Origin of the sequence: Candidatus Pantoea multigeneris (genome assembly GCF_011752615.1) — a bacterium.
Taxonomy (GTDB): Bacteria; Pseudomonadota; Gammaproteobacteria; order Enterobacterales; family Enterobacteriaceae; genus Pantoea; species Pantoea multigeneris.
The window spans coordinates 137,984-161,537 of record NZ_VWXF01000006.1 but is presented as its reverse complement, the minus strand read 5'-3'; the positions used below and the strand labels follow the sequence as shown (position 1 = coordinate 161,537).

Annotated in this window: 21 protein-coding genes, 1 tRNA gene and 1 pseudogene; 6 read left to right on the top strand and 17 right to left on the bottom strand. The window is 52.5% G+C overall.

Translation table 11 applies throughout. The features are described 5' to 3' along the window. Positions 1-25 precede the first annotated feature (25 nt). Both F3J40_RS15275 and F3J40_RS15270 read right to left on the bottom strand, forming a co-directional pair. Positions 26-769: a 4'-phosphopantetheinyl transferase family protein gene (locus F3J40_RS15275; RefSeq protein WP_167015919.1), complete on the bottom strand. Its 744-nt coding sequence runs from the start codon at positions 767-769 to the stop codon at positions 26-28. 62 nt (positions 770-831) lie between these two features. Further along, positions 832-1,035: a hypothetical protein gene (locus tag F3J40_RS15270; protein WP_167015917.1), complete on the bottom strand. Its 204-nt coding sequence runs from the start codon at positions 1,033-1,035 to the stop codon at positions 832-834. A 272-nt stretch (positions 1,036-1,307) separates the two neighbouring features. Here F3J40_RS15270 and F3J40_RS15265 point away from each other — a divergent pair, with 272 nt between their 5' ends. Next, the gene (locus tag F3J40_RS15265; RefSeq protein ID WP_167015915.1) at positions 1,308-1,637 is read left to right on the top strand and encodes a hypothetical protein; all 330 of its coding nucleotides are present in this window, start codon (positions 1,308-1,310) and stop codon (positions 1,635-1,637) included. Between the two features lie 144 nt (positions 1,638-1,781). Here F3J40_RS15265 and F3J40_RS15260 read toward each other — a convergent pair whose 3' ends face one another. Continuing rightward, a complete protein-coding gene (locus F3J40_RS15260) occupies positions 1,782-2,297 on the bottom strand; it encodes an SRPBCC family protein (protein ID WP_167015913.1) in 516 nt (171 codons plus the stop codon). A gap of 177 nt (positions 2,298-2,474) precedes the next feature. Then, positions 2,475-3,377 (bottom strand): LysR family transcriptional regulator, encoded by a 903-nt coding sequence (locus tag F3J40_RS15255; protein ID WP_167015911.1) that lies wholly within the window; start codon positions 3,375-3,377, stop codon positions 2,475-2,477. Between the two features lie 244 nt (positions 3,378-3,621). Between F3J40_RS15255 and F3J40_RS15250 the strand changes: the two are divergent. Continuing rightward, positions 3,622-4,751, top strand: a pseudogene (locus F3J40_RS15250) (RNA-guided endonuclease InsQ/TnpB family protein). 48 nt (positions 4,752-4,799) lie between these two features. Here F3J40_RS15250 and F3J40_RS15245 read toward each other — a convergent pair. The 5 genes from F3J40_RS15245 to F3J40_RS15225 form a co-directional block, all read right to left on the bottom strand. After that, positions 4,800-5,579 carry a TIM barrel protein gene (locus F3J40_RS15245; RefSeq protein WP_167015909.1) on the bottom strand — a complete coding sequence of 260 codons (780 nt, stop codon included), beginning with the start codon at positions 5,577-5,579 and terminating at the stop codon, positions 4,800-4,802. A 111-nt stretch (positions 5,580-5,690) separates the two neighbouring features. Further along, positions 5,691-6,713: an oxidoreductase gene (locus F3J40_RS15240; protein WP_167015907.1), complete on the bottom strand. Its 1,023-nt coding sequence runs from the start codon at positions 6,711-6,713 to the stop codon at positions 5,691-5,693. 242 nt (positions 6,714-6,955) lie between these two features. Next, positions 6,956-7,032: transfer RNA gene (locus tag F3J40_RS15235), tRNA-Pro, on the bottom strand. A gap of 73 nt (positions 7,033-7,105) precedes the next feature. Further along, positions 7,106-8,860, bottom strand: coding sequence for an LPS biosynthesis-modulating metalloenzyme YejM (gene yejM / locus F3J40_RS15230; RefSeq protein WP_167015905.1), 1,755 nt, complete (start codon positions 8,858-8,860; stop codon positions 7,106-7,108). Between the two features lie 22 nt (positions 8,861-8,882). Beyond that, a complete protein-coding gene (locus tag F3J40_RS15225; protein ID WP_017346923.1) occupies positions 8,883-9,110 on the bottom strand; it encodes a YejL family protein in 228 nt (75 codons plus the stop codon). 160 nt (positions 9,111-9,270) lie between these two features. On the opposite strand from F3J40_RS15225, the gene yejK reads away from it, so the two are divergent. Beyond that, the gene (gene yejK, locus F3J40_RS15220; protein ID WP_167015903.1) at positions 9,271-10,275 is read left to right on the top strand and encodes a nucleoid-associated protein YejK; all 1,005 of its coding nucleotides are present in this window, start codon (positions 9,271-9,273) and stop codon (positions 10,273-10,275) included. A gap of 57 nt (positions 10,276-10,332) precedes the next feature. Here the strand turns inward: yejK and rplY are convergent, their stop codons facing one another. Both rplY and radD read right to left on the bottom strand, forming a co-directional pair. After that, positions 10,333-10,614: a 50S ribosomal protein L25 gene (gene rplY, locus F3J40_RS15215; protein WP_017346925.1), complete on the bottom strand. Its 282-nt coding sequence runs from the start codon at positions 10,612-10,614 to the stop codon at positions 10,333-10,335. A gap of 134 nt (positions 10,615-10,748) precedes the next feature. After that, entirely contained in the window at positions 10,749-12,503 is a 1,755-nt protein-coding gene (gene radD, locus F3J40_RS15210) for a DNA repair helicase RadD (protein WP_167015901.1), read from the bottom strand. Positions 12,504-12,661: 158 nt separating this feature from the next. Between radD and rsuA the strand changes: the two genes are divergently transcribed. The 3 genes from rsuA (at position 12,662) to F3J40_RS15195 (ending at position 15,213) form a co-directional block, all read left to right on the top strand. Continuing rightward, positions 12,662-13,384, top strand: coding sequence for a 16S rRNA pseudouridine(516) synthase RsuA (gene rsuA / locus F3J40_RS15205; protein ID WP_167015899.1), 723 nt, complete (start codon positions 12,662-12,664; stop codon positions 13,382-13,384). Between the two features lie 11 nt (positions 13,385-13,395). Beyond that, positions 13,396-14,592: a Bcr/CflA family multidrug efflux MFS transporter gene (locus F3J40_RS15200; protein ID WP_167015897.1), complete on the top strand. Its 1,197-nt coding sequence runs from the start codon at positions 13,396-13,398 to the stop codon at positions 14,590-14,592. 294 nt (positions 14,593-14,886) lie between these two features. Then, positions 14,887-15,213: a YejG family protein gene (locus tag F3J40_RS15195; protein ID WP_017346929.1), complete on the top strand. Its 327-nt coding sequence runs from the start codon at positions 14,887-14,889 to the stop codon at positions 15,211-15,213. 54 nt (positions 15,214-15,267) lie between these two features. On the opposite strand, the gene yejF is transcribed toward F3J40_RS15195, so the two are convergent. From yejF to mepS, 6 genes are all read right to left on the bottom strand, one after another. Further along, the gene (yejF, locus tag F3J40_RS15190) at positions 15,268-16,872 is read right to left on the bottom strand and encodes a microcin C ABC transporter ATP-binding protein YejF (RefSeq protein WP_167015895.1); all 1,605 of its coding nucleotides are present in this window, start codon (positions 16,870-16,872) and stop codon (positions 15,268-15,270) included. A 2-nt stretch (positions 16,873-16,874) separates the two neighbouring features. After that, the gene (locus F3J40_RS15185) at positions 16,875-17,897 is read right to left on the bottom strand and encodes a microcin C ABC transporter permease (RefSeq protein ID WP_167015893.1); all 1,023 of its coding nucleotides are present in this window, start codon (positions 17,895-17,897) and stop codon (positions 16,875-16,877) included. Continuing rightward, positions 17,894-18,985, bottom strand: coding sequence for a microcin C ABC transporter permease YejB (locus tag F3J40_RS15180; protein WP_017346932.1), 1,092 nt, complete (start codon positions 18,983-18,985; stop codon positions 17,894-17,896). Before F3J40_RS15180 ends, F3J40_RS15185 begins: the two co-directional genes overlap by 4 nt. A gap of 10 nt (positions 18,986-18,995) precedes the next feature. Then, positions 18,996-20,804: an extracellular solute-binding protein gene (locus F3J40_RS15175; protein ID WP_167015891.1), complete on the bottom strand. Its 1,809-nt coding sequence runs from the start codon at positions 20,802-20,804 to the stop codon at positions 18,996-18,998. 40 nt (positions 20,805-20,844) lie between these two features. Beyond that, complete coding sequence (pdeN, locus tag F3J40_RS15170) at positions 20,845-22,410, bottom strand: cyclic di-3',5'-guanosine monophosphate phosphodiesterase PdeN (RefSeq protein WP_167015889.1); 1,566 nt, start codon at positions 22,408-22,410, stop codon at positions 20,845-20,847. 225 nt (positions 22,411-22,635) lie between these two features. Next, positions 22,636-23,223: a bifunctional murein DD-endopeptidase/murein LD-carboxypeptidase gene (mepS, locus tag F3J40_RS15165; RefSeq protein WP_167015887.1), complete on the bottom strand. Its 588-nt coding sequence runs from the start codon at positions 23,221-23,223 to the stop codon at positions 22,636-22,638. Positions 23,224-23,554 lie beyond the last annotated feature (331 nt).

Below are 23,554 nucleotides of genomic sequence, written 5' to 3'. Positions count from 1 at the left end.
TCTTGTTGTGTTTCTGTATACCGGCTCAGCCCACTTGCTGTGCCGGTTTTTTATTGGCGTCATAGGTGACTAGCGTGATGACATGCTCATTCACTGGCGTAAACACGGCCTCGAGCAGCGTTCCCCGTGGGAAGTCCGCATTAAAGTGATGCTCCAGTCGCAGCAGTGCCTTTCCGGCGGGGAGATCGATCTCTACCAGCGCCGCCTGATGAAAATCCATTACCTCGTGCAGTTTAGGCCACAGCGCTTTATACAAACTCTCTTTCAGCGAAAACAGCAGGGTCGCCCCCTCAGCCAGCGTGAGCGGCAGTGCCGCTAAGCGCTGTTGCTCCTCTTGGTTCATCAACATTCTGGCGGTTTCCTGCGCCGTTTTTTCTGCCATCACATGTTCAACATCCACGCCCACGCACAATGCCTGCCGGGTAACGGCCAGCACCGCGATCCCCTGGCTGTGAGAGAGTGAAGCATTGAGATTGTCAGGCCAGCGTGGAGAGCGGTCTGGCGCATTGGTTAACAGGAAATTCGGGTGGCCAAAGTCAGACAACACCTCGCGTACCAGGAGGCGGCTGGCGAGATATTCCGCTTTGCGTTTATTGACGGCGCGTTGCAGAGTGGCCGGAAGCGGGACAGCAAACTGGGTTAACAGATCGTCGTGGAAATGGGCAAGATCGAAATGGCTTACGGCGATTAAAGGATCGCTGACGCTGCGACTAAAGCCATTAATAAAGCCGCCTGAAAGCAGCGGCTCTGTAGGGGTCGGGTAAAGCATTCACGCTCCGGGCAGCAGGGTAAAAACCCATTAAACCAGCCGGGAAGCGTAAGGACAAGGTGTCACTGGTTAGGTGGAATCGCCATGCCTTTCAGCTGTACCACAAAATGGTCCTGGTCTTTAACGATGCGAGCACCGCGATCGCACCAGCGAGACGCCAGGCGGAAAAAGTCATCACTACCAATATCATAGGCCAGTTCGACTTTGCTAATACCTGAATGGAGCAGCTCTTCGGCGTCCTGCAGATTTTTCGCTTTGATAACCATATCGATGTTCCCATCATTTCTCAGGGACCATCAGAATAAACCTGGAATGTGACGGTTTTGTTTCAATGCGATGAAGTTGTGTCATAAAAACGTCAAAATGTGATGTTGCGCAGAGATAATCTCCGTGATTAACAATAAAGCAGTGGGTGTTTTCTTGCTTTCCGCGGCGTTTAGTCGCGCTATTTCTTTTTTATTTGGCTGGCTTGACGGAGTGGATTTTAAGACTAGATTTAAATAGCTGTAAACATTTACCAATAATCAAAGAGGTTTTTATGAAACTTAAACTTGCTACAAACTATGCTGAGTTAAGTGAAAAACTGGATGCTATTGCTAAGGATGACAGGGTAGATAATCAGGAGGTTATCAGCTTTGCTGTTGAAGCGGATAAACTCGCCAACGGCTTAGAAATTACCTATAAAGACCAGAATTTGCTCACATCGTTACAGAAAGGGGTTGACGACCTCTCCGATCAGTTACAAAAAATTGGGATTGCGGTACTAAAAAACAAATTGTCAGCAGAAGAAAAAGAGCGAGTTGATAAGCTAGTACAGTTCCAGCTAGCGCAGCTTATTGTCAATTATAATCGTGTGTTAGGAAAGTAAAGAAAATACAAGTAAAAAATTAAAAAATTAAGTAATCAGATTATTTGGAAATATACCCGGCGGATTTTATACATTGTCAAACAGGCGTAATACTCAATTTGATATCGGTTCAATCAGAACTGTTATCAAATTGAGACGTAATATTTAAATCTTAGCTTTCAATGCCGAATCAACCAGTCCATCCAGCCACTCCTGATGACCGTTGAGCATCGGGTTAGGACGCGTAGCGGCCAATACTTTAGCCGGCTCACCGTTCTGTGTTTCTTGCGTCAGAATGCGCACTCGGTTATTCGGTAAATCTTCCAGCAACCATGCGTGATGGACATCCAGACGCTCTGGTGTATTTTCTTCACCCGCCCAGCCATGCCAGGCAACGCGAGCAGGCTGGCCATCAGCAGCCGGAACATACTCTACAACCTGAGCTTCGACCGGGAAGCCAAAGGTGGTGAAGTAAAAACGGACATTATTTTCCAGTTCCGGACCTTTATTATCATAAAAGCGGATGTCTGCTGAATTTTTATAGTAATCAGGCCATAAGAATGGCTGGTTGAGGAATGGCCAGACATCATTAACGCTCAAGCCTGAGATAATCATTTCATTAGAAACGAAGTTATCGCTAAAGCCCGGAATAAAACCTTCTGGCCAGATAATTGCGTGCATAGTCAATATCCTGAAATTAAGAGTAGGGTCTGAGAAAGATGTCACGTTTACTTCTTTCAGCGCCACATCTTGCTATGCACACTATTATCAATACTTTCAGATATCACTCAAATTGATATTATTAATATTCAATATAAATAATTTTATATCACGGCGTTTTTACCGGCCCATTCGATATCAGCGTTGGCTCACTTCCACACATAAAGCGCGGATCCACTGATGGGCCAGATTACGATGGGTACGTTCATGCCAGGCCATGCTTTTGGTAAACCCCGGTACTTCCAGCGGCATCGCGACCACGGTCAGGTTGTCTTGTTGACGGACCAGGCGCTGGGGAACAACCGCAATCATATCCGTCTCACGCAATATTTCGGGGATAACCAGAAAGCTATTCACCGACATGCCTACATGGCGCGTACGCCCTAATCGCGCCAGCGCTTCATCGGTTACACCAGTGAATCGCCCCTCAAAAGAGACCAGAATATGCTCCTGCTCGCAGAACTGATCCAGCGTCAGCGGGGTGGCGGCGGTCGCCAGGGGATGATGATGGCGCATGACGCAAACATATTGCTCTTGATACAGCGCGCGTCCATGCAGTTCGTCCGGCGTGGTCGATGGGGTGACCAGTGCCAGATCAACCTCACCGTGTTCCAGCAGGGAAAACAGGTGGGTGCTGTCCTCCGCGCGCACTGCCACGCGAATGCCGGGCGCACGTTTTTTTAACGCACTCATCAACGGGACGATAACCGCCTGTAATGCATAATCCGTTGCCATGATGCTGTAGGTCAGTTCTGCGGTTGCCGGATCGAACGTCGCGGGTTTTAACAGAACGGAGATATCCGTCAGGATCATTTTGACTGGCACCGCAAGTTCGATGGCGCGCAGCGTAGGTGTCATGCCGCGCGGCGTGCGGATAAACAGCGGATCGCCAAAATAGTCGCGCATACGGTTCAGCATGCTGCTCACTGCGGGTTGTGTCAGGCCAAGGCGTTGAGCCGCACGGGTCACGCTGCCTTCATCAAGCAGCGCATCCAGCGCTTTTAATAAGTTGAGATCCAGCTTTCTGATATCATCATTCATACGGGTAACGGGCATCACCTATAAAAATAGTTATAGGATACTAGTCACTGGTAATCAGGTTGTCTATGGCGGAGTCAGGAGAGCAAATGCAATGACACCGGGTAACAGGCAGCTACCCGGTGGCACAGGTTTATCAGTTAAGCGCGTAAAACCTCGCCCAATACGGGCGGAGATATAAGCGTGTAGTAGACTTTTACTGTAAATAATGCCAGTAAATTACACAATTAAATAGTAGTATGTAAAAATGAAACGCGCCTATAAATATCGGTTTTACCCAACATCTGAACAGGTTGAGCTTTTAGCTCAAACGTTCGGCTGTGTGCGTTTCGTCTACAACTCAATCCTACGCTGGCGTACCGATGCTTTCTATGAAAGAAAAGAGAAAGTGACATACACCCATGCGAGCGCACGACTGACCGCTATGAAAGAAAGCCCTGAACTTTCATGGCTCAATGACGTTAGTTCTGTCCCTCTGCAACAAGCACTACGCCACCAACAATCGGCCTTTGCTCACTTCTATTCGGGTCGCGCTAAATATCCGGCATTCAAAAGTAAGCACCACAGGCAATCAGCAACTTTCATGAATACGCCTTTAAGTATCATGATGGCAAGCTCTACATGGCCAAAAGCAAAGCGCCATTAGATATTCGTTGGAGCCGCGAACTGTCTTCACCCCCTTCCAGTGTCACCATTTCTAAAGACGCATCAGGCAGGTATTTCGTGTCCTGCTTGTGTGAATTTGAATCAAAACCACTGCCTGTTTCTGCAAAAACAACGGGCATTGATGTTGGTTTAACAGATTTGTTTGTCACTGATACCGGATTGAAAACCGGCAATCCCCGCCATACTGCGAAATATGCGAAACGTTTAGCTCTGCTACAGCGCCGCCTGAGCAAGAAGAAAAAAGGCTCAAGTAACCGCGCTAAAGCAAAACAGAAAGTCGCAAAACTCCACGCAAAAATTGCTGATTGCCGTCTGGATAACTTGCACAAGTTGTCCCGCAGACTGATTAACGAGAACCAAGTTGTCTGCGTTGAATCCCTGAAAGTGAAAAACATGATCCGCAACCCTAAGCTGTCCAGGGCGATAGCAGACGCAAGCTGGGGCGAATTCACGCGCCAACTGGAATATAAAGCTGACTGGCATGGTCGAACTTTGGTAGCCATAGATCAGTTTTTCCCCTCGTCAAAACGATGCAATAGGTGCGGCTTCACCCTGTCTAAACTGGCGTTAAATACACGTTCCTGGGTATGCCCTGAGTGCAATACTGACCATGACCGTGACGTTAACGCCGCTAAAAATATTAAAGCCGCTGGTCTCGCGGTGTTAGCCCCTGGAGAGTCTGTAAACCCTAAATCGCATCAAGCGGCTTAGGTTGGACTCTGTGAATTGGGAATCCTCGCCCCTTGGGGCGGGGAGCAGTCAAAAGGTGAAGTGGTCGCGGAACTGCTCAAGGGCCAGGGTGCTGTCGCCGCTGGCCCATCCTTCCATGGCGACCGTGCCCTGATAACCCACCTCGTGCAGCGCCCGTGCGATGGCACGATAGTTGATCTCTCCGGTGCCCGGCTGCTGACGGCCTGGGACATCGGCCACCTGAATCTCACCGATGGCGGGGCCAGCGCGGCGAATCAGTTCAATCAGGTTGCCTTCGCCAATTTGCGCATGATACAGGTCGAGATTCATTTTCAGCGCCGGGCTGTTTACCGCTTCGACTAACGCCAGAGTGTCGGCCGCCAGCGCGAACGGCGTACCGGGATGATCCACCGGCAGATTGAGGTTCTCGAGGGTAAAGACCCGGCCTGCGCGTTCACCGAGTTCGGCGACTTTACGTAAAGTCTCGACCGCTTTTAACCACATCGTGCCAGTGACCACTTCGACCGGCTTCACGGGCAAGCCACGATCGTCCAGTCCGGTCCCGTGCAGATTCAGCCCCGGACAGTTCAAACGTTCCGCAACCGCCAATGATGCTTCTGCACTCTGTAGCAGCTGTTCGATTTCCGGCTCATCGGTAAAATTACCGCTGAGATAGCCCGTCATTGAGGTAAAACGCGCACCGGTTGCCACCAGCGCATCGATATCTTTATTCGCCCATCCCCAGATTTCCACACCAAAACCAAGTTGGTGAATGCGCTTAACACGCTCTACAAAGGGCAGGTCGAGAAACACCATTTCGGCGCAAACAGAAAGTTGATAACCAGCCATCAAAAGCCTCCAGGCCTGACAGGTTGTTGTTCAATAACGTCATCGACTGCAATCCTCAGCATCGCATCTCCTGATGCGATGACCTGAAAGCAATACGCAAACGTCAGTGCTTTATAAAAAATCGATCTTTGTCGCCTGTGACGTTTTTTCAATCAGCTGCACGGTGGTTAACGTCTCGTTGAGTGCCACAGGGGAGGGGGCTTCACCCAGCATCGCGAGATAGATCGCTGCATAAAATGCCCCATAGCGGCCTACCACCGAGGGGTAGATCGCTTCATTTTGCTGCTGTTCACTGCCAGTGATGATTTTCCCTGGCTGCGGATCAATGCCCCAACCCGGCGAAGTGGGTACAAGGCCAGCAATCAACGCATCTTCCTGTGGATCTTGCCCGGTTTTGATGTAACTGCCTTTTGTGCCATCAATCAGGAAGCGCGGCTGTTGTGGGGCACCAAACAAGCTGCCGCGTAAGGAGACATGCAGTGACGCGTAGTTATAGGTGGCATGGAAAAAGTCTGTGGTTTTCGCCCCGATACGGTGTTGACCCAGCGTCACGTTGCCGGATAAAGGCTGCCCAAACAGGTTAACCATTTGGTCAACCAGGTGCGCACCCAGGTCAAACCAAACGCCGCTGCCAGGCGCGTGATTCTCACGCCATCCTGCATCCACCTCAGGGCGGAAGAAGGTGTAGTTCGATTCAAAATACCGAACTTCGCCCACTGCGGCTTCTTTAATCAGCTGGCTTACCGTCAGGAAGTCGCTATCAAAGCGGCGGTTCTGGAATGCACACAGGAGCTTATTTTTCTGTTTAGCCAGCTCAGCCAGCGCAAGGGACTCGGCGACAGATACCGTAAAAGGCTTGTCGATGACCACGTCTTTACCGGCTTCCAGCGCCTGTTTTGCCAGGGGAAAATGCAGCTGGTTGGGGGTAGCGATGACGACCAAATCAATATCAGGAGCCTGAATGATGCTTTCCGCATCGTTCACCACGCGGTAGGTTTCTCTCTGACCGGCTGTCGCGTGCCGATCGCACACCGCTGCCAGGCTTAGCCCTTGGGTATTGTTGATCAGGTTTGCATGGATATGCTTACCCGAGAATCCATACCCGATTATCCCTACACGATAAACCTGAGACATCTCAATCCTCCACAATCCGATGTAGATTGCCAACGTTGGCAATGCGTATGAAATATATTATCAGGAAAAAATAAAAACAAAATATTAGTTTCAATTTGAGATGAGAGCTACGTCACTGTTAACCAGGGCGAAAGGCCAAAAAGCCGGGTGTCAGAGGAAGAAAAGGGGAGAAGTGCCTGGGGGGCACATCAAATTACAGGCAATAAAAAAGCAGCCATAAAAGGCTGCTCTTCAGGGATTATTGGTCGGCACGAGAGGATTTGAACCTCCGACCCCGGACACCCCATGACCGTGCGCTACCAAGCTGCGCTACGTGCCGAACTGTGGAAAAACATACTACCGGGTTTTATTACCAATGCAATATGCCTGTCCGCTAAATGCCGAAAAATTAATCAGTTAGCAATGAAGCGTTTCTCTTCCGTCAACACTTCCAGCAGCAGTGCAAGCTGCGGTTTATGGTCTTTCAACTGCTTGCCATTGGCGTCATAGGCTTCATAGCTGCCGTTATTGTTGAGCACCAGCGTGACCTGCGGCGTGGTAATAACCAGACGATTCTGCTCACTGCTGGCCACCCAGTCACGATGGCGTTGGGTGGTAAACAGGTCTTCACCCTGGGCATAGCTGGCCGGATTGGTATTGGCGTGCAACAGGCGCTGCATCAGTGTGACCATCACATCCTGGTGATCGGTCAGGTGCGTAATGGTCTGCGCTGGCGTATTCGGCCAGTGTACCACTAACGGCACTTGCAGCAGCGAACGGTCACCGGTTGTGGTCCTGGTGCTGTCCAGGTCTACGCCATGCTGCGCAGTCACCACTACCACGGTGTTATCCAGCAATCCGCGCTGCTGTAGTGTATCCAGCACGCTGTGAATTTGATCGTCGAGGCTGCTGGCCTGGCGCTGATAACTCCGCTGCAACGCCTTCGGCGAATCGCCCGTTGGGGTGATGCCATTTAAGGCAACCCACGAGAACCAGGGGTTTTTGCTACCATTCTGACCATTCAACCAGGTTTGCCACTGGTCAATGGTTTGGCTGTTCGACTGGCTTTTCACCGCAGGCAGGGTGTAATCCGCCAGCAGCGCCTGTCGATAGAGTGGTTGATTAAAGCCATTCGACGAGAACAGCCCAAACTGGTAGCCCTGAGTACTGAGTGCATTCAGTAACGCGGAAGGAATACGGGCGCTCAGCACGCCTTCCATGTAGCTGGCAGAAATGCCATAGAACAGACCAAACAGGCCTTTTTCAGCGGTATCACCCGCGCTGAAATGCTGCGTGAACTGCACATTACTCTGGGCAAATTGATTCAGCTGCGGCAGGGCCTGTGTGGCATTGCTGCCGTTCAGTCCTTCGACCGTCAACACCAGCAGGTTGTTGTGCGAGCCACTGTCGCTGAAAGTGACATCGTTCAGCGGGTACTGCACTGACAGCGCTTCCGGGTCGCCTTGCTGTACCAGACGACGCTGATAAGCCTGCGCATCCAACAGACCGTGACGCTCAAGGAAGCGACGCGCTGTCATCGGATAGGAGAGCGGCAGGTTGGCACGCTGCATTGTGATTGGACGATAGAAATTGGCATCTGCCCAGATATAGAGCAGGTGGCTGGCAAAAAAGGCGCAGATAAACAGCGCGGCCAGCGGCTTACCAAACGTGCGACGGTTAAGGCTACGCAGCTTTTGCCAGCTCCAGGTGGCAAATAACATCTCCACCAGGAAGATCACCGGCACACTGATAAACATCAGCTGCCAGTCGCGCGCCATCTCACTTTGGTCAGGGTTAATCACCAGTTCCCACACCACCGGATTGAGATGGAGATGGAAACGGTTGAAGACGGTACTGTCCACCATCAGCAGCGTGAGGCCGGTGGTGGCAATAATGGCCGACAACACCCGAAGCAGGCGTTGTGACATCACCACAAAGGTGAGCGGGAAAATCACCAGCAGGTAAACGGCAAAGACAATAAAGCTAAAGTGGCCGATCCAACTGCTGTAGGCATAAACCCGCCCCAACAGAGAGGCAGGCCAGTCGGCAACCAACAGGAAGCGGCTACCTAATATCAACGCAAAAAAGATATTAAACAGGGCGAACCAGTGTCCCCAGCTAATCATCTGGGAGACTTTTTCGCGGTAGCGCTGGTGGTTGGTTACCATATTATGCTATCGAATCAGTCAATTAATGGGCTTTGTCATCGTGCACGGAAGCCTGCAAGGCATCGGCGAACGAACGGGCCATCGCGTGGCGTTGGGCCGGCGCAATACTGGTGTTAATCAGGTTCGTGACCATATTGCCCAGTAACATCAGGGAAAGGTCAGTAGGGGTTTTGTGCTTTTCCAGCACTTGCACCAGCTCCGCAAGCAGTTGCTCAACGTGTTCGTCGCTGTAACGGGATGATTGTGGCATAACGTCGACTAATCTCGTTTCAAAAGACGATATATTACCGTAACAGCACACTTTTTTCCCCATCTTTTATCGCAAGCAGCGCGTGTGAATTGTGTTCAGGTGTTGAAAGCCGCAGCGGGCGGTGTTTGAATACGCGCCTGAAATCAGAGGAGAGTAAATAATGAGTGTGGATATCAGCCAGATTGCCCTGCACCAGTTGGTCAAGCGTGAGGAAAACCAGCTTGACGTGGTGCTGCGTGATTCACTATTGCCTACGAATGCCACGGCAGAAGAGATGGTCGCAGAGCTGCACCGTGTTTACAGTGCAAAAAACAAAGCCTATGGGCTGTTTGACGCGGAAAGTGAACTGGCTGAAGCGCTACGCAATTGCCGCAAGGGACAGGATGATTTTCTGGCCTTTAGCCGCGCAGCGACCGGTCGGTTGCGTGACGAGTTAGGTAAATACCCGTTTGCCGAAGGCGGCGTGGTGCTGTTTATCCACTACCGTTACCTCGCGGTGGAGTATCTGCTGGTGGCAGTGCTAAGCAGCCTGAGCAGTCTACGCGTCAATGAGCAACTGGATATCAGCTCAACGCACTATCTTGACATCAACCATGCAGATATTGTCGCGCGTGTTGATCTGACCGAGTGGGAAACCAATCCTGAATCGACCCGTTACCTGACGTTCCTGCGTGGACGTGTTGGCCGTAAGGTGTCTGATTTCTTTATGGATTTCCTCGGTGCCAGCGTCGGCCTTGACACCAAAGCGCAGAACCGTGGCTTGTTACAGGCGGTGGATGATTACTGTGCGGAATCTAACCTCGATAAAAACGAGCGTCAAAACTACCGTCAGCAGGTTTACAGCTATTGTAATGAGCAGTTGCAGGCGGGCGAAGAGATTGCGCTGGAAGAGCTCTCTAACGAGTTGCCTCCACTGGGTGAGAAAAGTTTCCAGGCGTTTACTCAGGACCAGGGTTATGAACTGGAAGAGCACTTCCCGGCAGATCGCAGTACGTTACGCCAGCTCACCAAATATGCGGGCAGCGGCGGTGGGTTGACGCTGAACTTTGATGCGATGCTGCTAGGCGAGCGCATTTTCTGGGACCCGGCAACCGATACGCTAACCATTAAAGGCACGCCACCTAACCTGCGCGACCAGCTACAACGCCGCACCGGCAAGCCGTAAATCGCAGACATAAAAAAACGCCGCAGATGCGGCGTTCTTTAATCAACTCGTCAGCGATTAAGCGCGAACGAAGTCGATGTGGTGCAGTTTTGGCTTGAACGGGTGACGCTGAACAGCCTGCACTTTAACTTTAACTTCTTTACCATCAACAACCAGGGTCTGAACTTCGTCGTAGAACTCAGGTTTTGCCTGAGCGTTCATTACGAAGTCGTGATCCAGTTCGATAGCAACAGCAGCTTCTTCACCACCATAAATGATCGCTGGGAATTTGTTAGCTGCGCGCAGGCGGCGGCTCGCACCCTTACCCTGCTCTTTACGTACTTGTGCAATAATAGACATTCTAATTCTCTTTTAGCTAGCCTGTTACAGGCGACCCAGCAACAGGGATTGATTCAGATTGTGCTGATGCATAAGCAAAAGCGGGCGGGATTATAGCCTCTTTGCGTATCGCGGGCAAATGGTTTGCCCCGCGCTCAGCGCAACTCATTGGCGCGACGAAAGCGTCCCTGGTAATCAAACAATTTCTCACGCACCTGCCAGTACTGGCCCTTCATCCGTCCGACGACAAAATCGGGGTGGCGGAGGAGTGGCTGCATCGCAACGACGTCCGCCGCCGTTTCCCAGCCTAAAGGCACGCCCGGCGCGCGCTGATGTGGACGCATAAACAGATACTCAAACGCTTTACGCTGCGCTGGCGTGTGCAGGCGGTAACGTTCGCTCAGGCTGGTGCCTTCTTCATCGTAGTAAATTGCTTTCAGCCACTCGCCTTTATCATCTTTGCCGTGTGTGAGTTCCATACCTCCACAGCGCAGGACCAGCGCGTCTTTCAGCTTCAGCGCGGCTTTCAGCATATCGTCCGGGTCCACCAACACCCCGGCACACTGATGGCACTGACGGGCGGCAATATCATTTTCCGCGCCACAGTGCGGGCAGCTTTTACTGCGGAAACGGTAATCACACTGTTCACGCTCGCCCTCATCATCGGCAAAAATGCCTTGGCAGCGGCGGCCAAAATGTTCGATCACCGTGCCATCGGAGGTGGCTTTGCCCCAAAAGGTGTTGGCGAACCCGCAGGCGGGGCAGAACACCTGCACCGGTTGGTTATCGCTTTTGCCTTTGGCGCTGCCCACTTCGGGCGTATAGAGGTCGTGTGGATTACCTGCGTAATCAAGGATCAAGCAATCACTTTTACCGGGGAACAGACGCAGGCCACGTCCGACGATTTGCTGATACAGGCTGACGGATTCGGTCGGGCGCAGAATGGCGATTAAATCAACGTGGGGCGCATCAAAACCGGTGGTCAGAACGGCGACGTTGACGAGGAATTTCAGCTGTTGGGCTTTAAAGGCGCGAATGATGCTGTCACGTTCGCTGGCCGGTGTTTCGGCGGAAACCAGCGCGCTGCCTTCCGGCAACAGCGCCAGGATTTCACGGGCATGCAGCACAGTGGAAGCAAAGATCATTACGCCGCGCCGGTCTTCGGCCATGTCGACAATCTGGCGTAAAATATGCGGTGTAACACGCTGTTGCTGCTGTAATTCCCGGTTAAGATCGGCTTCGCTGAACAACCCATTGGTCTGTGCCACCAGACGGCTAAAGTCATACTGCACCACAGGCATGTCCAGACGCTCAGGCGGCACCAGGAAGCCGTGTTTGATCATATAGCGCAGCGGCAGTTCAAAAATGCAGTCACGAAACAGCGCCTTTTCATCACCGCGTACCATGCCGTGATAGTGGTAGCGATAAATCCAGCCTTTACCGAGGCGGAATGGGGTTGCGGTCAGGCCCAGGAGCCGGAGCTGTGGATTCTGCTGGCGCAACTGACTGAAAATTTGCTGATACTGGCTGCCGCTGTCGTCACCAATACGGTGGCACTCATCGACAATGATCAGGGAAAAAGCGCCATCAAACTGGTCGAGATTACGCGCCACGGACTGCACGCTACCAAACACCACCTTGCCGCTGGACTGCTTCTGCTTCAGGCCGGCGGCAAAAATGTCCGCTTCAAGCCCATAAGCCTGATATTTCGCGTGATTCTGCTCAACCAACTCTTTTACGTGCGCCAGCACCAGAACGCGCCCACGCGCCAGACGTGCCAGTTCGGCAATCACCAGGCTTTTCCCGGCACCGGTGGGCAATACGATCACCGCAGGATCGGGGTGACGGCGGAAATGATTGAGGGTGGCTTCCACCGCATCTTTTTGGTAGGGACGTAAACTGAATGACATGGGCATCACTTTTTCGGAACTGGCTGTCATTTGTCATTATTGCATGAAAGCAGATGAAACACCGAGCACAGCACTGTTAGCGCCAGGCAGATCCGGCTATACTTCCCGCACTTTTTACGGGGTAAATGGTTCCCCGCAGTAACAGGCAAAACTCTCCCATGCGACTCGACAAATTTATCTCCCAGCAACTTGAAATCAGCCGTGCGATCGCAGCACGTGAACTGCGCGCACGCAAAATCACCGTCGATGGTGAAGTGGTCCGTGACGGCGCGTTCAAACTGTTGCCGGAACATGAAGTGGAATATGACGGCAACCCGCTGAAACAGCAGATTGGGCCGCGCTACTTCATGCTGAACAAGCCGCAGGGATATGTCTGCTCAACTGACGATCCCGATCACCCCACCGTACTTTACTTTATTGAAGAACCGGCAGTGGGCAAGCTACACGCGGCGGGCCGTCTGGATATCGATACCACCGGATTGGTGCTGTTAACCGATGACGGACAGTGGTCACATCGTATTACCTCACCACGCCACCATTGTGAAAAAACCTATTTTGTCACCCTGGAAAATCCTTTAGAGGAAGCGCTGATCGCGCAGTTCGCGGCGGGTATTCAGCTCCACGGTGAAAAAGAGCTGACCAAACCGGCGGAACTGGAAATTCTCTCTCCGCTGGAAGCACGCGTGACGCTGAGTGAAGGCCGCTATCATCAGGTGAAGCGAATGTTTGCCGCCTCAGGCAACCACGTTGTGGCACTGCATCGTGAAAGCATTGGTGGGATCATCCTGGATGAAGATCTTGAAGAAGGTGAATACCGCGAGCTCACGGAAGAAGAGATTGCCAGCATCGGCATGCCCGATGAGCTGAAACAGCAGCGATAACCGGAGCAAACGTGCGTCAGGAAAAAAATTCACCGGTGGGTCTGGTCATCATCCTCGGCTTGCTCGCCATGTTGATGCCTCTTTCCATCGATATGTATTTGCCCGCGATGCCGCAGATCGCCCGCGAGTTTGCGGTGAGTGCGGGCAGCGTACAAATGACGCTAAACCTCTACATTTTGGGGTTTGCTATTGGTCAGTTGGTCTACGGGCCGCTGGCGGATAGCTATGGGCGTAAGCCGGTTATTGTACTGGGAACCTTGATCTTTGCCTGCGCTGCGGCAGCTTGCGCGCTGTCACAGTCGGTAGAATATCTGATCGCAATGCGTTTCCTGCACGGCCTGGCTGCGGCGGCGGCCAGCGTGGTGATTAACGCCCTGATGCGCGACAGCTACGCCAAAGAGGACTTCTCCCGCATGATGTCGTTTGTCATGCTGGTCACCACCATTGCACCGTTAGTTGCCCCCATTCTTGGCGGCTGGCTACTGCTGCTGTGGAGCTGGCACGCGATTTTCTGGGCGCTCTCGATTGCCGGGTTAATCACCACACTGCTGGTGGTCACTCAGATCCGCGAAACCCTGAAACCGGCGCAGCGCCAGCGTTTTCATCTGCGTACCACGCTGGGTAATTTTGTGCTGCTGTTCCGCCATAAACGGGTCTTCAGCTATATGCTGGCCAGTGGTTTTTCGTTCGCCGGGCTGTTTACCTTTCTCAACGCAGGCCCGTTTGTCTACATCGAAGTGAACCATGTTTCACCGCAGAATTTTGGCTACTATTTCGGCCTTAACGTGGTGTTCCTGTTCATTATGACGTTGATTAACAGCCGCGCGGTTCGTCGGGTCGGGCCACTCAAAATGTTCCGCTTTGGGCTGCTAGTCCAGTTTATTACCGGGCTGTGGCTGCTGTTGGTCAGCGCGCTACATCTGGGGTTCATCCCCCTGGTGCTGGGCGTGGCGATGTTTATTGGCTGCGTGTCCACCGTCTCTTCAAATGCGATGGCCGTCGTACTGGATGAGTTCCCACACATGGCGGGTACGGCATCCTCGCTGGCTGGAACCTTACGTTTTGGCGTTGGGGCACTGGTCGGGGCATTGCTCTCGCTGGTGAGCTTTGACAGTGCCTGGCCGATGGTAGGCACAATTGCCGCCTGTGCCACTATTTCCATATCGCTGTTCTTCTACGCATCCCGTCCTCATATGCAGCCGCAATAAGCGGCTGCAGTTTCGTTTGTTCCTCTTCAAGACAAAATAATGTTTCTTTCTTGTGAATTTAAAGAGACAAGAAAGTAACGAAATAGCGTCTAAAATGATTGTATAAGTCCTGCTATCGCGGTACATATAGCCCTTAGTGAGATCTGGCCCACAATTTAAATGGCTGGGCTCATTTTTATATTAAAAACGAGAAGGTAAGCCTTGACGTCCGTGGATTGAAATACCGGGAACAGGGGTTCACAACGCAATCGTCGTTGTTCTGAATAATTACAGGTCCATTCTGGGGACACTACTATGCTACAACTTTCGGTTGTGCACCGGCTGCCGCAGCGCTTCCGCTGGGTTAGCGAACATCATAGTGCGGTAGAGATTGCGGAAGCGGGCGGGCTTATTAATGATGCTGATGTCGTAGCACTACGCTTAATCAGCCACGATGGTTCATCTGCCTGGGAAATTTTGCGTCAGTTACAGGCGACACTGCGCGATATTCAGATTGAATGCCGGGTTGCCGAGTGTGGCGGCTATCCTTGCTTGTTGGTGCCTTGCGGTGATGAGAGCACCACCAACTGCTGCCTGAAAAATCAGGGTGTGGCGATCGCCGAAACGTTTCCGGGTCACTAAACAACCCTGTTGCCCGTGTAATTCACCCATGCGCGAGTAAGACGTAGCGAGCCGTCACTTCGCTGGCTGATCCAGCGCCGAAGCCAGCAGCTCGCGCGTGTAGTCCGTGCCTGGTGCAGAAAACAACGTCTCACAATCCCCTTGTTCAACCACTTCTCCCTGCCGTAATACCACCAGTTGATGGCAAAGCGAGCGCACCACTTGTAAATCATGACTGATAAACAGGTAGGCTAACTGACGCTGCTGTTGCAGGCGGCGCAGTAGGGTCAAAACCTGCTTCTGCACGGAACGATCCAGGGATGACGTCGGTTCGTCGAGAATGATCAGCTGCGGCTCAAGGATCAGCGCCCTGGCAATGGCAATGCGCTGGCGCTGGCCACCGGAGAATTCAGCCGGATAACGCTGACGGCTCTCAACATCCAACCCGACTTCGGCCATCACTGCCTTCACTTTCTCTTCCTGTTCGGCAGCACTGAGATCTGGCTGATGCACGCTCAGTCCTTCCGCAATAATCTGCTGTACCGTCATGCGCGGATTCAGGGATGAATTAGGGTCCTGAAACACCACCTGGATACGTTTACGTAAAGGTAACAGCTGTTTGCGGCTGAGCTGGTGCAAAGGATGATCGTCAAACCAGACCTCCCCCTGTGCCCGCAGCAATCGCAGTAGCGCTAGCGCCGCCGTACTTTTTCCTGAGCCGGATTCACCCACCAATCCCAGGCTTTCACCCCGGCGTAGGGTAAAACTCAGTGCGTTTAGCACCACTTTGTCGGCAACTTTGCGTTTGAACAGCCCCGACTTACGAGGAAAACTCACCTGTAAACTACGTACTTTTAGTAGCACGGCGGCATCGGCTGCTAATGGCAGGGCACGACCTTCTGGCTCTGCGGCCAACAGTTCGCGCGTGTACGGGTGTGCAGGATGTTGAAACAGCGCGGTGGCCGTGCTGCTCTCCAGTGCGCGCCCATCCCGCATCACGGTAACGCGCTGTGCCAGCTGACGCACAATGTTCAGGTTATGGGTAATAAACAACATCGCCATATTCAGCTCGCGCTGTAGCTCGCGTAGCAAGTGCAGGATTTGCGCCTGTACGGTCACATCCAGCGCGGTGGTGGGTTCATCGGCAATCAGCAGGCGCGGTTGGGTGAGCAGGGCCATGGCGATCATGATGCGTTGGCGTTCGCCACCGGAAAGCTGGTGTGGAAAATCCTGGAGCCGTGACAGTGGCTGGCGAATGCCTACACGATCCAGCCAGCTGAGGATCTCGCCGCGCGCTGCTTCACGGCGCATCCCACGGTGCAGAGAAAGCACCTCGTAGAGCTGCTTTTCTACGGTATGCAATGGATTGAGCGAGACCATCGGTTCCTGAAAAATCATCGCCATCTGGTTGCCGCGCAGGCCACGCAGCGTACGTTCGCTGGCTTTCAGCACATCGTCACCGGCAAACAGGATCTCACCGCTGGTGTAGCGGACGTTGGCGGCGGGCAGCAATTGCATCACGGAGAGGGCAGTTACGCTCTTCCCTGAGCCGGATTCGCCCACCAGCGCCAGCGTCTCTCCCGCGTCGATCTGCAAGGAGAGATCGTTGACCACGGGGCGTAGCTGGTCGCCCTGGCGAAAGGCCAGGGAGAGATGATTAATGCTCAGGAGTGGCGACATAGTTAGCTTCCTCGGCTGGGATCGAAGGCATCGCGCACCGCCTCGCCAATAAAAATCAGCAGCGAAAGCAGCAGTGCAAGCGTGATAAAGGCGGAAACGCCGAGCCACGGGGCCTGAAGGTTATTTTTACCCTGTAACAGCAACTCCCCCAACGAAGGGGAGCCAAGGGGCAAACCGAAGCCAAGAAAATCGAGCGAGGTCAGCGTTGTGATTGACCCGCAGAGAATAAAGGGCAGGAAGGTTAAGGTTGCCACCATCGCATTCGGCAGCATGTGGCGTAACATGATGCGCCCATCGCTGACCCCTAATGCCTGCGCCGCACGGATATAGTCAAAGTTGCGGGTACGCAGGAATTCCGCTCGCACCACCCCTACCAGACTCATCCAGCCAAAGACAATCGTGACCAGCAACAGCCACCAAAAGCCGGGCTGGATCACGCTGGAAAGCAGGATCAGCAGAAACAGCGACGGCATACCGGACCACACTTCGATTAAGCGCTGGCCTATCAAGTCAACCTTGCCGCCAAAGTAACCCTGCACGGCACCCACTACAATGCCAATGACGCTAGAGACCAGCGTCAGCATCAGCCCAAACAGCAATGAGATACGGGTACCGTATAAAATGCGTGCCAGCACATCACCGCCATTGGCATCGGTCCCTAACCAGTTTTGCCCTGAGGGAGGAGACGGAAAGGGGAGCTGTGATGAGAAATTGATGCTGCTGTCGCTATAGCGAATCGGTGCCCACAACACCCAGCCTTGCTGTTCCAGGCGCTGGCGCAGCCAGGGGTCCTGATAATCGGCGGCGGTGGCTAAATCGCCGCCGTAATCACTTTCACTGTAATTTTTCACCAGTGGGAAGTACCAGCGTTGCTGATAGTGCACCAGTAATGGTTTCTCGTTGGCTAACAATTCTGAACCGAGACTCAGAATAAACAGCAGCAGAAAAATCCACAGTGACCAGTAACCGCGCCGGTTATGGCGAAAGCGCTGCCAGCGTTGTTGATTGACCAGCGAAAGCCTCATTTGCGTCCCTCAAAATCAATGCGCGGGTCCACCAGCGTGTAAGTCAGATCGCTGAGAATATTCATCAGTAAACCAATCAGGGTAAAGATATACAGCGTGCCAAACATCACCGGGTAGTCACGTTGGATGGTGGCATCGTAGCCCAGTAGCCCCAAACCATTGAGAGAGAACATCACCTCAATCAGCACCGAACTGGTGAAGAACATGCTGATAAATGTGGCCGGGAAGCTGGCAATCACCAGCAGCATCGCATTGCGGAACACATGATGATAAAGGATACGTCCCTCATCGAGGCCTTTAGCCCGCGCGGTGACCACGTACTGTTTGCGAATTTCATCGAGGAACGCATTCTTGGTCAGCATGGTCAACGTCGCGAAGCCGCCAATCACTGTGGCTAACACCGGCAAACTGATGTGCCACAAATAGTCGGTGATTTTGCCGTACCACGGCAGGCTATCGAACTGGGGTGAGGTGAGGCCACGCAGGGGGAACCAGTCAAGATAGCTACCGCCTGCAAACAGCACAATCAACATGATGCCAAATAAGAAGGCGGGTACGGAGTAGCCGATGATAATCAGCGTACTGCTCCAGATATCAAAGGCGCTGCCGTTGCGTACGGCTTTACGCACCCCGAGGGGAATCGACACCAGATAGATAATCAAGGTGCTCCATAGCCCGAGGCTTATCGAGACCGGCAAGCTCTCTTTGATTAACTGAATCACGGAGGCACTGCGGAACAGGCTGTTACCAAAGTCGAAACGCACATAATCCCACAGCATATCGACATAGCGCCGCCACAGCGGTTTATCGAAGCCGTAGCGGTGCTTAATTTCGGCGATCACTTCGGGATCAAGCCCGCGTGCGCCGCGATATTGGGTGCTGGCGGGATTGTCCATCGCCTGACGTCCGTGGCTGACGCTGGTATCCATATTGCCGGGCAGACCGTTGCTGCGGCCAAACTGAATATTGGCGAGCGCCTGATCGACTGGCCCTCCTGGCGCGATCTGAACAATAAAGAAATTGAGTGTGATGATCGCCCATAAGGTGGGGATCACCAGCAGTAATCTACGCAGAAAATAAGCGGGCAAACCGATCTCCTCAGCGACGATCCGCCGGCAGGCGGGCAGCTTTGTTGACATCGTACCACCAGGTATCCAGCCCGGTGCTAAACGCAGGCTTGATTTCCGGGTGGGAGAATTTATCCCAATAGGCCATACGCTGATCGGCGTTATACCATAGCGGGATCATGTACGCATTCCACAGCAGGATGCGATCCAGTGCCTGACCTAAGGGGAGCAGGCGTTTTTCATCCCCCTGATTGGCGATGATCAGCTTGATAAACTGATCGACCAGCGGATCTTTCACCCGACCACTGTTCCAGGAGGAGGAGATGTAGTCGGACTGCCAGACAAAACGCAGGTCAGGCGAAGGGAAGGGCATTGCGAGGTACATGGTAGGGATCATATCGTAATCCCCTTCTCGCAGGCGGCGTAAAAACTGTGATGTATCGACCTGGCGCAGCGTCATGGTGATCCCAAGACGCGCGAGGCTGTGCTGGAAGGGAAGCGCCCACTCACTGGGTGTGCCAGACCGGAGCAATAGCTCGAAGGTGAAAGGCTGCCCGGTAACGGCATTCACCAGCCGCTGATTTTTCACCACCCAGCCTGCTTGTTGAAGTAAATCCAGTGCTTTCAGCAAGTTGGCACGATTAAATCCGCTGCCATCGGTGTGCGGTGGTTGATATTCATCATCAAAGACCGCAGCGGGCAGTTGCTTTTTATACGGGGCGAGCAGGACCAGTTGATCGGCATCCGGATAACCTTTTGCCGCATAGGCGGTGTTCTGGAAGTAGCTGTCAGTACGCTTATAAGCGCCATAGAACAGCGCTTTGTTCATCCACTCAAAATCAAAGGCCAGCGTTAACGCCTGGCGCACCCGGCGATCGGCAAACAGTGGGCGCTCATTATTAAACGCCAGCCAGCGGGTGTCCGTGGCGGCAGTGTTGGGCGCGGTGTATTTCACAATTTGATGATTATCGAAGTTGCGTCCCCGGTATTCCGTTGTCCACTTTTTCCCGGACGATTCAGCGCGCAGGTCGTAGGCACCCGCTTTAAACGCCTCAAACGCGACATTGTCATCCAGGTAGTAGTCATAACGCAGCGTATCAAAATTAAACCGCCCAAGATTCACCGGTAAATCCGCCGCCCAGTAATTTTTCACCCGACTGTATTCAATAAACTGACCCTGCTTCCAGCGGGTGATCTGGTAGGGGCCGCTGGAGAGTGGCGGGGAACCCAGGGGTTCATTGAATTTTTTATCGTGCCAGAAGGCTTCAGGCAGCACCGGCAACGTCAGCCAGCCAAGGATTTGGTCTTTATCGGGATGCGGTAAATCGATACGCACTGTCAGCCGGTTTAGGGCAGTGACGGTCACTCCCCGATAGGCCACGCGGAATTGTGGCACACCTTCGGTCATAAACTTTTTAAAGGTAAAGGCGACATCCTGCGCCGTAATGGCGGTGCCATCTTGAAACTGCGCGCGCGGGTTAATGCTGACTTCCATCCAGTGAAAATCGCTGGGGTAACGGGCAAAGGAGGCGATCAGCGGGTAGTAGCTGCCGGCTTCATCATCAGAGGTGGTAAACAGACCGTCGTAGAGCGTATCGGTCCCGATTGCGGGATTACCGCGCGAGGCATAACGATTGAAATTGTCGTAGGTGCCCACCACGGCCATGGTCATCTTTCCGCCTTTGGGCGCCGCCGGATTGACGTAATCATAGTGATTAAAATCAACCGCATACTTGGGTTCACCCAGCCGCGCAAAGGCATAGCTATTATGGATGGTGGCCGCGTGTAGCGGTGTAGTCAGGCTCGCCAGCAGCAGGATGAAAACAAAGCGCAGTAGCATGGGTCAGGCAATTCCTCTTCAACATAGCGTTGCCAGGGGGTTAACTGGCGATTTTTAGCGCTGCGTGTTGCTCAAACCAGCTAATCAGCCCCTCTGGTTTTAGCGGACGACTATACAAATAGCCCTGAAGGTGAGAGACGCCACGATTGATGAGCCAGGCTTCTTGCTCGCGGGTTTCGACGCCTTCAGCCACGGTTTTTAGCTTTAGCTTGTGTGCCAGTTGCAATACCGTATCCAGCACTGGGGAGGTCAAGGTATCACTGCTGAGAGGCTGAATAAAACCACGATCGATTTTGAGATAGTCAAACGGGTACTTTTCCAGATAGATCAGCGCGCTGTGCCCGGTGCCAAAATCATCAATCGCAATACGAATATCGTTTTGACGTAGCCAGCTGAAAATCGCTTCAGCATTTTTTTCCCGCACCATAATGTGTTCAGTGATCTCAAACACGTAGTTAAAGTGATTTTCAGGCATGGTGGCCACCCACTTCAGCACATCCTGGCGGAAACCCTCATCTTCCAGGTGGAGCGGTGACAGATTTAACCCCATATGTGTTCCTGCGGGAAGATGCTGGCACAGCATTTTGGCATCACGCGCCACTAGCTGGAACAGGTGGCGCGTCAGGGCAATAATGACGTTTTGTTTTTCGGCAACGCGGATAAAAATGTCCGGGGGAATCATGCCCTGGCGCGGGTGGTGCCAGCGCAACAAGGCCTCAACACCGTAAGCTGCGCCACTGGCACTGGCAATCAGCGGTTGGTATTCAACGTGAAATTCACCGCGCTTGATCGCCAGTAAAATCTGTTTGCCCGGATCGCACACGTAATACAAGGCCAGCCAGGCGATCAGCATCACCATCAGGGTCAGCGGGATGCCACCCAACGCGGTCAGTTGGTAATCACGCGCCGCAAGGTGTGAGCCATACAACGTAAATTCGAGTGGATAGCCTGCCACCGCGAGTCTGTGCAGTGGCACAGCCGGTAGCCGATTCAGTGGCGTGAGCTGGCTTTGCCAGCTTGTCATGGCGTTCCCATGGTTCTCTAAGGCAATACCGGTAATTTCAGGGTGATTCGCCATCATCAGCTGAAAGGGGGCCAGCGTCAGATCCATCATCGTGAGCACACCGGATTGCGCACTGCCGGGTGTTTTCAGCCACATCACCAGCGCAGGTTTGCCGGGTTGAAACGACGTTCCTTTGATGAGCTGAATGTCGCTGTCTTGTGTGGTGTCCACCTGTGCTGAGATGTCGCTTACCGGCAGATCAAAGGCACCGGTTGTGGATGAGCAGTATGCGTGGTCGTTATTCACCAAAAGAAGGGTACGCAGATCCCCGGCAATCGCCGCCCGTGAGCTGAGTTCCTGGCCAATGCTGTCGCAGGGCGTTTGAGTAAAAGGTAAGAGAGGGGAGAGCAGCCGTTGATGGCTGTTGAGGTCTTTTTGTAGCGTCAGGCTGCTGGATTCTAGCAATTGCTGATGCTGAAGCTCCCGGTCGTGCCAGGTTAGCGTCAGCATGAGAGAACAATACAGGGCAAAGAATAACAGGCCGAACATAATAATGCGGCGCGAAAAAACTGCATGACGCAACGGCGTCTCTAACAGTGGCATGAAGTGCATTCCCCTGGAAATTTTTTTCGTAAATTTACGCACGACTGCTCTGAATAAGGAGATGAGAATATAACGAGTGCCATTGAGATGTCTCGTTATAATTATGATTCTCAATTACTTTTTTCGTGAGATGGAGAGAAGTGCAGCATTAAGACGAAAAAAAACGCTGCATCGGCAGCGTTTCTGTTTTCTCTGGCTGAGAAAGGAATCTTAGGGGGAGAGGCTTTAGCCTGGTGTCCCTGGGCGACGGAGGCTTAATACCCGTCTTGCTTCGCGATAGCGGTTTTTCCAGTAGCTGTCATTGAGATTGGAAATCATCACGCCATTACTGGTGGAAGCATGAACAAAATTATCATTACCGAGGTAGATGCCTACGTGGCGGCCCGTGGAACCGGCGCGGAACAGCACTAAATCACCGGGGCGCAATTTGCCGCGAGAGACTTCTCTACCTGTGTCTTGCTGCTCTGACGTAGAACGTGGCAGATCAAGACCAAATTGTTCGCGGAAAGTACGTTGAACGAATGCTGAGCAATCAATGCCGCGTTTAGTATCACCGCCTAAACGGTAACGAACGCCTTTCCAGTCGGCATATTGTTCCATGATGCGCGATTTAACATCGACATTACGCACCATCTGTTCGAATTCATCCTGAGACGCCTGAAGTAAAAAACCATTGTGGTTGTTAACTTCATGATTCTCGTTTTTCGCGTTCTGACTGCTATGACCTGTAGTACATGCTGAGAGGAGGGTTGCCAAAAGCATTGCCGGGACAATCCGCCAGATGTATCTCAGTCTTGGTTGAGATTTGACCATTATTGTTTCTTTCCTTCGATGTCCTTTTACGACAAATGTCGTCAGCCAGATGACAAAAACGAGATGAGATTAATAAGAGTGAAACCGACAAACAATTCCTTAATGGTCAAAATGTGTTTCAGGACACATTTTTTAATCAGGAAGTGCCGAATTTTCTGCTGTTGTTATCTCACTGCGACTGAGATTAACTGATCCGAGACGCCGTGGCGAGCGGTTTTAGCCAAATTCTTATAGGTTTTTTTGATGTGAAATCAAACTGTCACATGCTGTTCACTTTTGCGCCACTGAAGAGTATTTTTTACGAAATAAAACGGCAGATCGCGGTCGGAAG